Source organism: Protofrankia sp. CiP1_Cm_nod4, from assembly GCF_982290645.1.
Window position 1 is genome coordinate 25,352 of sequence record NZ_CEVIVC010000031.1, and the last position, 11,685, is coordinate 37,036.

At 69.5% G+C, this 11,685-nt stretch carries 7 protein-coding genes; 5 read left to right on the forward strand and 2 right to left on the reverse strand.

Going from position 1 to position 11,685, the window contains the following annotated elements:
• Nucleotides 1-21: 21 nt before the first annotated feature.
• The 3 genes from AC5LSR_RS08515 (at nt 22) to AC5LSR_RS08525 (ending at nt 3,809) form a co-directional block, all read left to right on the forward strand.
• Nucleotides 22-1,770 carry an ATP-binding protein gene (locus AC5LSR_RS08515; protein ID WP_250286308.1) on the forward strand — a complete coding sequence of 583 codons (1,749 nt, stop codon included), beginning with the start codon at nt 22-24 and terminating at the stop codon, nt 1,768-1,770.
• Between the two features lie 118 nt (nt 1,771-1,888).
• Nucleotides 1,889-2,557: a DUF4143 domain-containing protein gene (locus AC5LSR_RS08520; RefSeq protein ID WP_250290327.1), complete on the forward strand. Its 669-nt coding sequence runs from the start codon at nt 1,889-1,891 to the stop codon at nt 2,555-2,557.
• A 205-nt stretch (nt 2,558-2,762) separates the two neighbouring features.
• Entirely contained in the window at nt 2,763-3,809 is a 1,047-nt protein-coding gene (locus tag AC5LSR_RS08525) for an N-acetylglucosamine kinase (RefSeq protein ID WP_250282898.1), read from the forward strand.
• Here the strand turns inward: AC5LSR_RS08525 and AC5LSR_RS08530 are convergent.
• Nucleotides 3,755-5,932, reverse strand: coding sequence for a trehalose-6-phosphate synthase (locus AC5LSR_RS08530; protein WP_250282899.1), 2,178 nt, complete (start codon nt 5,930-5,932; stop codon nt 3,755-3,757). The two genes, AC5LSR_RS08525 and AC5LSR_RS08530, sit on opposite strands and share 55 nt — an antisense overlap.
• Before the next feature lie 712 nt (nt 5,933-6,644).
• On the opposite strand from AC5LSR_RS08530, the gene AC5LSR_RS08535 reads away from it, so the two are divergent.
• Nucleotides 6,645-8,708, forward strand: a complete 2,064-nt coding sequence (locus tag AC5LSR_RS08535) for a hypothetical protein (protein WP_250290329.1) — start codon at nt 6,645-6,647, stop codon at nt 8,706-8,708.
• A 120-nt stretch (nt 8,709-8,828) separates the two neighbouring features.
• Entirely contained in the window at nt 8,829-10,241 is a 1,413-nt protein-coding gene (locus AC5LSR_RS08540) for a type 1 periplasmic-binding domain-containing protein (protein ID WP_250282902.1), read from the forward strand.
• Nucleotides 10,242-10,386: 145 nt separating this feature from the next.
• Here the strand turns inward: AC5LSR_RS08540 and AC5LSR_RS08545 are convergent, their stop codons facing one another.
• Entirely contained in the window at nt 10,387-11,625 is a 1,239-nt protein-coding gene (locus AC5LSR_RS08545) for a cobalt-precorrin-5B (C(1))-methyltransferase (protein WP_250282903.1), read from the reverse strand.
• Nucleotides 11,626-11,685 lie beyond the last annotated feature (60 nt).

Consider the following 11,685-nt stretch of genomic DNA (forward strand, 5'->3'; position numbering starts at 1 on the left):
GTTGGTCGGTGAGGAGGGCGGATGCTCGACACCGAGCTTGCGGAGATCGTCGACAACCTTCGCGCCATCGGTGCGGACATCGCGGATGTGGAGGTGAAGAAGGCGCAGGGCGGGCTGCCGAAATCGCTGCGTGCGACCCTCTCGGGGTTCGCCAACACGCGAGGCGGCATGATCGTTCTCGGTCTGGACGAAACCCAAGGCTTCGCCGCGACGGGGCTTCCCGATCCGGCGAGGCTTGCCGCTGATCTCGGCTGCATGTGTGCCGAGGACATGGAGCCTCCGTTGCGGCCGTTGATCAAGATTCATGACTTCGAGGGTGCCCAGGTTCTGGTCGCCGAGGTCCCCGAGCTCGGCTCCGCTCAGAAGCCCTGCTACTCGCGTGGGGCCGGCATCACCAAGGGCAGCTACGTCAGAGTGGGCGACGGAGATCGTCGGCTGTCGGCCTATGAGGTCCAGATGATGCTGTCCGCACGCGGTCAGCCCCGTGAGGACGAGCAGCCCGTCCTTGGCGCCAGCATCGATCATCTAGATGCGGTCGGCGTCGACGCGCTGATCGCACGACTGAGGATCAGCAGGCCATATGCGTTCCAGGATCTGGACCGGTTGGCGGTACTGCGTCGGGCCAAGGTTCTTGTGCCCGGAGACGGCGGCGATGATGTGGTCTCGCTGGGCGGGCTGCTTGCGCTGGGCAGGTATCCACAGGAGCATTTCCCGCAACTTGTGGTCACGTTCGTCCACTACCCGACCGAGACCGGTGGCCGGTCCACCGAGAGATTCCTGGATAATGTGACATTGGAAGGCTCGGTCCCGGTCATGGTCCGCGACACACTGGCGGTCGTCCGCCGGAACATGTCTCGCCGGGCGGTCATCGCGGGTGCGGGCCGGCAGGACGTCTGGGAGTATCCCGAGACCGCGCTGCGCGAAGTCATCGTCAACGCCCTGGTCCATCGTGACCTGTCCAGTGGCGCCCGAGGTACCCAGGTCCAGGTCGAGATGTACCCCGATCGTCTGGTGGTCCGTAATCCTGGTGGGCTTTTCGGTCCCGTCACGGTCGACAGCCTTGGTGAGGAGGGCATCTCCTCGGCCCGTAACGCCGCACTTATCAAGATTCTCGAGGACATACCACTGCCTGGTGAGACCCGCGCTGTCTGTGAGAACCGAGGGTCGGGCATTCGTGCCATGCGCGACTCGCTGCTTGCCGCGGGCATGAGCCCGCCGGATTTCGATGACAGAATTTCGTCTTTCGCTGTCGTCCTGCCCAACCACACCTTGCTGAGTGAGGAGGCCGTCGGTTGGATCAGCGGGTTGGAGGAAAAGGGCCTGACCGACAGCCAGTGCATCGCGCTTGCGCTGTTGCGCCAGGATGGCCTCCTCGACAACCGCGCCTACCGCGACGCGACTGGCGTCGACTCCCGCGTCGCCACCAGCGAACTGCAGGATCTGGTCGCTCGTGAACTCGTCACGCAGATCGGAAGCCGTCGCTGGGCCAGATACGAGCTGTCCTGGCGAACGGCGCCGGCGAAAAGCCAGTCCGCCCGGGCCGATCGCAGACCGGAACTGCTCCTCGCCCTCGGTGGCAAGGCTCTTTCGCGCTCCGAGCTCGTCACACGAACCGGTCTTGGTGATCAGGCCGTCCTTCGGTGGCTGAAAATCATGCGAGAAGAAGGCCTGGTCGAAATCGTCGGCAGCAGCTCCAGGAGCAGACATGTGCGCTACCGCCGCACACGCCAGGGCCAGCTTTTCCGCCCCGAAGACACAGATCGTGACTGATCACTCCCATGTGTAGGGTCGTTCTGCGGCTGAACGACCCTGCGGTCGCCGCGGATCCGGACGCGGCGCCGCGCCGCGCCGCGCCCATGAGCCTGTCCTCCTTGACGCGTGGCAGGAGGTGCCGGCGGTCCTGGGCGCGGTCAAGCGGGCGGTCGATGACGACCCTCGTCCCGGCCGGTTCCTTCTCACGGGCAGCGTCGAAGCCGACTTCACCACACGCCAGTGGCCCGGAACGGGGCGTGTCGTCCGGCTGGTGCTGCACGGGCTCACCGAACGGGAGATCACCCGCTCCATCGATCAGCCGGGCCTGCTCGATCTGCTATTGGGCCCGGACATCTCGCGCCTGAGCATCGCCGGCACACCCCCGAGCCTGGACGACTACGTCGACCTCGCATTGAGGAGCGGCTTCCCCGAAGCCGCGCTGAACCTGAGCGCACCCGCGCGGCTCGCCTGGCTGGACGCCTACGTCGATCATGTCGTCACCCGGGACGTGCTTGCGGTGGGGGAACAGCGTGATCCCGTCCGGCTGCACCACCTCCGCTCCCGTGACGGTCAGGAGGTCGATGTCGTCATAGACCTCGGAGGAGGCCAGGTGATCGCAATTGAGATCAGGGCCTCCTCGGTGCCGACGGTCCGGGACGCCCGTCACCTCGGGTGGCTCCGTGACCATCTTGGCCAGGACTTCCGCGCGGGAGTCGTGTTCCACACCGGTCCGATGCCTTTCGAGCTCGGCGACCGGATCTGGGCACTGCCCATCTGCGCTCTGTGGGCGGCCCGAGCGGAATAGCCGGCCCGGCGCCGGCGTGCCCGTGGTCGCGATGTGCTCCGGAAGTCTCATCGTGAACTGATCGACCGCTGTCCGTGAGAGCCGCGGGCCGGGGAGACGCCTGACAGCGAGTTGTGAATGTCGGGCAACTCACCGACCGCCGCACTCTACCTTCGTCGAGGAGACATCGATCGATCCGGAAGGGTGACGCATCCGTTTGCCTGCCATGTCCAGTCTGCCGGGGGTGCTCGCCATCGACACCGGCAACAGCAAGACCGACGTCCTGCTGGTCGGCGCGGACGGCGCCGTCCTGGGCAGTGCCCGTGGCGGTGGCTTCCGGCCGCAGCTGATCGGGGCACAGGCCGCGGTCGCCATGCTGGCGCCGCTGGTCCGGGCCGCCGCCGCGCGGGCCGGGCTGCCGCCGGAGAAGAACCCGGTGGCCGAGCACACCAGCGCCTGCCTGGCCAACGCCGATCTGCCGGTGGAGGAGGAGCGGCTGCGGAAGGCCGTCGAAGAGCAGGGCTGGACGCGGTCGGTGGCCGTTCGTAACGACACCTTCGCTGTGCTGAGGGCCGGGACGGACGACGCGTGCGGGGCCGCGGTGGTCTGCGGCGCCGGAGTCAACTGCGTGGGCCTGCTGCCGGACGGCCGGACGGTCCGTTTCCCCGCCCTCGGACGGCTGACCGGTGACTGGGGTGGCGGTGAGGTGCTGGCGGTGGAGTGCATGTGGCATGCCGTCCGGGCGGAGGACGGTCGTGGTGCGGCGACCGCGCTCGCGTCCGCCATCGCCGCGCACTTCGACCTGCCGAGCGCGACCCGTGTCGCCGAGGCGGTCCACCTCGGCGAGCTGGAGCGGGCCAGGCTGCATGAGATCATCCCACTTCTGTTCGCCACGGCCACGGCCGGCGACGCGGCCGCGCTCGGCCTGATCGACCGTCAGGCCGATGAGATCGTCCGGCTCGCTCTGGTGGCGCTCACCCGGCTGGGCCGGCTCGACATGCCCACTCCGCTCGTCCTGGGCGGTGGCATGCTGACCTCCCACCAGCCGCTGCTGTTGGACAACATCACCGCCCGGTTGGCCACCCGCGCACCGCTCGCCGAGATCCGGCTGGTGGTCGCCCCACCGGTCGTCGGTGCCGCGCTCCTGGGCCTCGACCACCTCTCGGCTGTCCGACCCGGCTCCCCGGACGACCGGTCTCCCGGTGACCGCGGTGAGGCTCAGGATCGGTTGCGTGCCGCGTACCCGGCGCCGTTGCCGTGGCCACCGCTCTGAACAGGGGCCCGCCGGGAGGGCCCGGAGGCGCGCTCCGTTCCCCGGATGGCAGAAATGATCTCTGTTGCCCACGCCGTCGGATGACGGTGGCCGAGCCGGCGGGCGAGGTCGGCCAGGCGTGCCCGCCGTTCGGCCGGCGTGAGCGACAGCGCCAGGGCCAGCCGGTCGGCGAGGTCGTCGAGGGAGTAGGGGTCGGTGAGCACCGCCGCTGTTCCCAGCTCCTCCGCCGCTCCGATGTGCCGGGAGAGCACCAGTACGCCGGAACCGCCGACCGCTGCCTGGACGGCGACGTATTCCTTGGCCGTCAGGTTCATCCCGTCCTGGAAGGAGGTGACCCACAGGACGTCGGCGGCAAGGTAGTTGTCGACGACCTCGGTGAAGGAGAGCGAACGGGGCAGGTAGTCGATGGGCTCCCAGCCGTCCTCGCCCCAGGCCCGGTTGACCTCGGCGATCCGTCGCTCGAGCTTCCGCCGTGTCGAGTCGTAGGCGGCGATGCCGGGCTCGGGTGGGGCGCAGATCAGTCGGACGCGAAGGCGCCCGCGCAGCTCGGGGCGGCGGGCGAGCAGCATCGCGACCGCTTCGACCTTCTCGACCGGGGCCTTGGTGTAGTCCAGGCGCTCGACGGAGAGCACCAGCTGGCCGCCCTGCCGGCGGATGCGCGGGGCTCGGCCATGGGCGAGCGCCTCGATGGCGTCGTGGTCGACGCCGAGTGGGTGGACGCCGATCCTCGGTAGCCGCGGGCTGCCCGCGAGGACGGACCGGAAACGTCCGGCAAAGGTCGTGGTGTGGAATCCGGCCCAGTCCAGGCAGCTGAGCGAGGCACGGATCTCCTCGGCGGTCGGCAGGGCGGCGAACATCTCCGGCGGTGGGAAGGGCGTGTGGTGGAACAGCCCCACCCGCAGGTCCGGTCGCCTTCCGCGGAGGATGCCCGGTACCAGCCAGAGGTTGTAGTCGTGCAACCAGACCGTGCCGCCTTGCGCCGCCTCGCTGTCGATGTGCTCGGCGAAACGCCTGTTGACCGTCCGGTACTGCTCCCAGGCGAGCGGGTTGAAGCACAACCGTTCGGGTTGTGACATCAGTACCGGCCAGAGCGTTTCCTTGCATGCCTGGTGGAAGTAGGCACGCCATTCGTCCGGTCGCAGCGGGAGGAAGGAGAGCGGGATTTTGATGTTGCGCCCGTCGGGGAGGGCTGTGCGTTCCGGCTGTTCCAGGACTGCCTGCCCCAGGAGCGCCTGCTCCGCAACCGTCTGCTCCGCAACGGCGGCGGCCACCCAGACGGCCTCCATACCTGCGCTGAAGAGACTGAGCAGGGTGGGCAGGATGCCGTTCGGGCTCGACGGTTCCCGCTGGTCGGCGTCGGGGGCCCAGATGGCCGGCGGGCGATGGTAGCCGATCACGAGTGGGGATCGGGCCTCGACCCAGCCCAGCTTCAGCAGTGCCTGTAACACGCCCGCGGCGCCGGGCTGCCGGGGCCGGTGGACGCCGTCCTGGCCGTCCAGCGCGGCGATCAGCGCTGGTTCGGAGTTGCCGACCGCCACGCCGTGCGTACCGGTCCGGAACATGGACAGGTCGTTGAGGCTGTCCCCGGCGACCAGGATCGAGGCTGTCGGCCAGCCCTGCGAGCGGGCGAGAGCGGTCAGCGCGTTGCCCTTGGAGACGCCCCTGGGCAGGACGTCGAAGTAGCGGTCCGCCGAGTAGCTCCAGGTGCAGCCGAGTGCCTCCACCATGTCGGTGACGGCCGGTGTGAGATCTTCGGGGTGGAGGAAGAACGAGCAGCGGCCCTCCTGCGGCACGCCGTCCTGGTAGGTCAGTGCGGGGAAGCGGCGCAGCGCGGTGCGTACGCGCGCGGTTCCGGGCCAGTCGGCTCGCAGCTTGCTCTGCAGCGGTTGGACAGGTGTGTGGTCGACGCCGTCGAGCACGGTGGCACCGACGTCGGCGATGATCCAGCGGGGCCTGGGCACCAGCGGGTCGTCCAGCGCCTCGCGGATGGCGGGCAGAGCGCGCCCGGTGGCGAAGACGACCACCACCTCGGGGTGGCGGTTCAGGGCGTCGCGCAGGCGCCGCCGGTCGGTCACGTCTCCTGCGAGCAGGGTTCCATCGAGGTCGGTGACCAGGATTGGCACACAGGTTCCCTTCGTGACAAGGGTGCCTGCCGCGCGAGGAGCGTACGGCTCATCGCCGTGCCCCCCACCACACCCACTGGCGTTGACCGAACAACTGTTTTACTCCAGGAGAACCAGAAGTGACGACGGAGAGTCGGGAAGGTGACACTAGCTGTCATTGCACGGTCGCGGACGAGAGCCGTCGGCCGTGGGCCGGTGGGCTGCCCGGGGCCTGTCGCCCGGCTGCCGGCGCACCTGGGCTGGTCCGGCGACGCCGAGCGCGATCTTGGCGCTCCCGGCAGGATTGTCGCAAACATGGACGGCCCCCGATTTCCAATGTCATGGCTGAATTTCACCGGCATCCTTTCTCGGCCGGGAATCCCGTGTGGTCGTCCGGGATTTTTTGGCGGACGTGCGCCGAGGACGGGCCGGAATGATATGTCTGTCAGGCATCCGGGTGGATCGGCCCGTGGGTCACTCTGTATGTAAGCGGTTGTACGCTCTGGGCTGGTGGGCCCAAACCCTGCCCACGCCCTGCCGGCACGGATTTCGTTGTCGCGGATCTCCGCTTTGCGGATCTTGGTGCCGCAGGTGTAGCCGGGCCGGCCGGATCGTTCTCCGTGCCTCGTCGGATGGATATGCGCATGTGCCCTGGTGAGATGGTGTCGGCGATCGGCACGGCCGTTCCATGGCGCGTTTCACGCCGGTCCGGCGGCAAACGGCGGACTGTCCGATGAGCGAGCGAGTGGCCATCTCCCGAAGCCGGGAGGAACCGGTCCGGCGGCTGCTGACGGAGTGCCTGGACCGCTCCGGTGAGGCGCGGAACCGTGACCTGCCGGTTGTCCTGCTGCTCGGGCCCCCGGGCATTGGCCGCAGTGCCGTGCTCGACGAGATCGAACGATGGTGCGCGGCTGTGCCGCGCGTCCGGCTGAATCTGGGCGGGACGGGACGGCGGCCGGCGCCGGGGCGCGATGTCTCCCCGGCCCGCGAGATTCTGGTCCGGACCGCTTTCGGCCTTGCCGGGAAGGTGCCCGGTTATCGGCGTGTCACTTTCGACCGGCTCTACACCTGCCTGCTTGTCCTCGGCAGCGAGCTGGAGCTGAACGATCGTATCCAGACCCTGCACCAGATCACCAGGCTGCTGCGCGACCGGACCTGGGCGGAGCGCAACCGCGACGACATCATCAGGATCGTCAGCCCGGTGCTCGCCTCGTCGGAACTGCCGGATGTGGCGTCCGCCGCGGTGACCGTCCTCGCCTCCATGCAGTGGCGGGCCCGGCTGGGCGGCCGGCGGACCTGGCCCTTCCAACGGGCGGAGCGCTCGCGGCGGACCGCCGAGCCGATCAGCCCGGACGCCCTGGCCGACCTGGTCGCGCTCCGGAACGCCGACGACGAATCGCGCCAGGAGGTGGAACGGCTGCTGGTGAAAATGTTTCTCGCCGATCTGTACGACGCTTTCACCGCCGGCCGGCGGGCCGGCGGCGACCTGTTCAACTGCGTTCTGCTGCTGGACAACGTCCACCATTCCCCCGGCGGCCGGGAGTTTCTTCACCTGCTCGTGGAAGAACGCCATCAACGGGCTTCGGAGGGCGCCGGCACCTGCGACCCGCTGGTCGTGATCGTGACCAGCCGGGGGTGGAACCCGGTCCGCGACGGCACTCCGGGGGGCCGGATACGCCCGCTCGACGCGGCGGGTTACGCGAACTGGGCCCGCGGCCGGCGCGCGGACGCGCACGAAGCGGGATCATGGTGGTATCCGGTGGCGTTACCCGACCTCACGGCGAACGACGTCAGCCTGCTGGTCAGACGCGCCGACCTGCCCGACCGGTGGCGCCGGCTGGCAACGGACCTGCACCGCGTCACCGACGGTCATCCGGGAACGGCCAACCATGTGCTGCGAGGGTTACGGATCGTCGCCCGCCGTCGTCCACCGGAACCGGCGGAGGAGAACAGCCGCTGCCTGCTGGAGATCGAGAGTGGGGAGCACGGGCCCGGCGCGTCGCGCCGCACACTCGGCGGGGAGGCTCTGGAGCACTGGCTCGCCCCCTTCACGGAACTCCAGCGGAAGATGCTGGTCACCTGTGCCGCGCCACAGCGCGTCGAGCCCAGTTCGATACACGCGGCGCTGGGCCGGACGTCCGACATCCAGAGCCGGCAGGCCCTGTTACAGGCTCTTCAGGAGAACATGTGCGCGTGGGAGACCGACGGCAGGCTGGTGCTCCGCCCGGTGCTGCGCCGCCTGCTGTTGCAGGACCTGCGGGCCCGTGCCGATGACGACCGGGACGGCTGGCGCAACGTCCACCATCGGCTGCGGGACCATTACCGGCGGCCTCGACCGGACAGCGGCCCGGGGCATGTGACGGCGGCCCTTTATCACGAGCTCGCCACCGACGAACTGACCCCGGTCGTGGAGCATGTGCGGGCCGGCCTGGCGGCGGTGTCGCCCGACGGGCGGTGGGACGGCCACCGATGGTGGAGCGAACTGGCCGGGATCACCCGGGCGCCGATGTCGCCGGCGGTCATGGCCGCCCTGGCCACGCCCGATCCCATGGAGACGCTGGGGCCGTGGTGGCGCGGCGGGCCGGACGTCCATCTCGCTCGCCTCGTGCTGGCCTGCTGGCTGGCCACCAAGCCGTCCGCGCACGAGTCCGTACTGCACGAGGCCCAGATTCCGGGCGCTCTCAACGCGTTGGCCGCGGTCCCCGGATATGAACACGCCTACGATTTCCTGCTGAACCTGGCGTGGCGATATCAGCGCGGCGAACGGCCGGCCGACCGTACTGACCCGGAGGTGTGATCAGCGACCATGCCCAACAACAGCCGATCCCGTTGGAGAGGGTTCTTCGGGCGTCACGAGCCGGCGCCCGGTGTCATCGTTCCGGACTTCTTCAGGAGACGGAGACGCCGCCGGATCATCTTGTTAGTGATCGTCCTGCTGGTCGCACTCGGGGTGCCCGCCGCCATCTTCATGCGACTGGTGTTTTCGGACGACTGTGCCGCGGGCGTGGTGCGCCACGACGGCGAATGCGTCGGCGTCACCGACGGCGGTTACGTTTTCGCCCAGGAGCTCAGGGACGTCGAAAAAGCGATCAGAGAAGAGAACGACTGGGTCGCGAAGCAGCGCAACCGGGTGAGCGTGTCCATCGCCTACGTCTTTCCACTGCGGTTCAACGGGTCGAACGTCGCTGCCGACACGCGGTCACTCCGGCGCGACTTGGAAGGAGCGTTCGTCGCCCAGTACGCGGCCAATCACGACACCATGACCGAGCAGCCGCTGATCCGGCTGCTGCTGGCCAACACGGGCACCAACAGCACCAGGTGGAAGCCGGTGGTCGAGGATCTCGCGAAACGTGTCGCCGGGAAGGACCATCTGGTGGCGACGGTCGGCCTCGGGCCGAGCCTGAGTGCCACCCGGGATGCTGTCCGCCGACTTGCGGAGCTGGGAATTCCGCAGATCAGCGCCATTATGACGTCGGACGATCTGGTGGAGATCCCGACGCTGCGGCGGGTTCCCCCGCCGAACCACGTCGAGGTGGCAGCCGTCATCGACCACGCGCGAAAGACGGCCAACCGGGCGATGCTGGTCCAGGACACGAACCCCGACGATCTCTACCCCGGGACCCTTGCCGACACCTTCAGCAGCAGATATCCGGACGCGGCGAATCGTCTTGTCGGCCAGGTCGAGCAGTACAATTCGAAACTGGGCGCGACGGCCACCACATTTGTCCAGATGTTGCCGAACATCTGCAGCGAGCGACCCGGAATCGTGTATTTCGCCGGCCGGGACGCGGAACTCAGGGATTTCCTCAAGGTGCTGGCCAGGCGTAACTGCCTGGGTGACCACATCACGGTGCTGACCGGTGACGACGCCAGCGGCCTCGAGGGTGACAGGTCGCTCGACCAGACGCTGGCCGCGAACATCAGCGTCCTGTTCACCGCGCTCGCGCATCCCGGCGCCTGGCAGGCCCCGGATGCTGACTCCTTCTTCAACCGGACGACAGTCGCTCGATTTCAGGACCCCACCGGTGTTTTCCAGCAGAGATTTCCGAACGAGACGCTGGACGACGGTGAGGTGATAACGTCACACGACGCTGTCCTGGTGGCTGTCACCGCTGTCAGGTATGCGGCTGTCGGCGGCCATCTCCAGGTCACCCCGGCCGATGTCGAGCAGACCCTGAATCGGCTGCACGGCAATCTGAAGGTTGCCGGGGCCGGCGGTTATCTTTCCTTCGACAACGCCGGCAGCCCGATAGGAAAGCCGATACCACTGGTCAGTATCAACCCGGGCGGGGTGCTGGCCTTCCGGGAGCTGCTGCCGCCAGCACCCTGACAGCCTGCCGTGGACCTGGGCCGCCCGAACGGCCACGGCCATGGCCACGGCTGCAAGCCACGGCCGCAGCCGCGGACTTCGGCACAACCATCCGTTCAACGCAGCCACCCGTTCAGCGGCGGAAGCGCCCGTCGGCGAGATGGCGTCAGGTGCCGTTGCCGGCTTCCATGACGTCGGCGTGGCCGACCAGCGTCCCGGCTCGGTCGATGACGATCACCTCGACCCGCACGGCCGCCCCGCGCAGCACGTCGAGCGCGGTGCGGCGGGCGTCCGCCGCGATGAGGTCGCCGAGCGGGACGCCGGCGGCCAGGCAGAGCCGCAGCGCGCCCAGCGCGGTGTTCGCAGTCTCGACGCGCCTGGAGAGTTCCGCGCCGCCGCCGGCGGCGCGGGCCAGCGTGGCGAGGGCGGCCAGGTCGACCTGGGAGCGTCCGGAGTGCAGGTCGAGATGACCGGCGGCGAGCTTGGCGAGCTTGCCGACACCGCCGACGATGGTCAGATGCGGGATCGGGTGGCGGCGCAGGTACTTCAGCACGGCGCCGGCGAAGTCGCCCATGTCGAGCAGCGCGTCGTCGGGCAGGCCGTGCAGCCGGCGGGCCACCTCCTCGGAGGTGCTGCCGGTGCAGGCCGCGACATGCCGGTGGCCGGCGGCGCGGGCCACGTCGATGCCGCGCCGGATGCTGTCGATCCACGCCGAGCAGGAGTAGGGCACGACGATGCCGGTGGTGCCGAGGATCGACAGGCCGCCGATGATGCCCAGCCGCGGGTTCCAGGTGTGCCGCGCGATCTCGGCCCCGTTGTCGACCCCGATCGTGATCTCCACGTCGACGGCCGCGTTCACGGCGCCGTCCGTGTCGTCCGCACCGTCCGCGTCGCCGCCGACGATGCTGACGGCGCGGATGTGGCCGGCGGCGCCGGTGTGGGTGGTGTGGCCGGTGTGGGTGGCGGCGACCGCGGCCAGCGCGGCGCGCATCATCCGCCGCGGCACCGGGTTGATGGCCGGCTCGCCGACGGCCAGCGGCAGGCCGGGCCGGGTGACCGTGCCGACTCCCGGGCCGGCGCGGAACACCACCCCGGCCCGGGGCGCGGCCAGCCGGACACGGGCGTGCACGAGGGCACCATGGGTGACGTCCGGGTCGTCACCGGCGTCCTTGACGACGGCGGCGGTGGCGGCGCCGGGGGTCAGCTCCTCCCGGGCCAGGGCGAAGGCCGGGCGCTGACCACCCGGCAGGGTGATCGTCACCGGGTCGGGGAACTCGCCGGTGAGCAGCGCGGTGTAGGCGGCGGTGGCCGCGGCCGTGGCGCAGGCGCCGGTCGTCCAGCCGTAGCGCAGCTCCCCGCGCGGCTGCCGGCTCCCGCGACGTCCGGCGGGCTCCGCTTCGTTCATGGCCGTCCCGCCGAGCCTGGCTGTCCGGCCGGGTCAGGCCCCGCCGGGTCAGGCCAGGCC

What these genes read in the sequence shown, in the direction of transcription:
- AC5LSR_RS08545 (WP_250282903.1), bottom strand. Translation starts at nt 11,625, where the DNA reads ATGAACGAAGCGGAGCCCGCCGGACGTCGCGGGAGCCGGCAGCCGCGC.
- AC5LSR_RS08535 (WP_250290329.1), top strand. Translation starts at nt 6,645, where the DNA reads ATGAGCGAGCGAGTGGCCATCTCCCGAAGCCGGGAGGAACCGGTCCGG.
- AC5LSR_RS08525 (WP_250282898.1), top strand. Translation starts at nt 2,763, where the DNA reads ATGTCCAGTCTGCCGGGGGTGCTCGCCATCGACACCGGCAACAGCAAG.
- AC5LSR_RS08515 (WP_250286308.1), top strand. Translation starts at nt 22, where the DNA reads ATGCTCGACACCGAGCTTGCGGAGATCGTCGACAACCTTCGCGCCATC.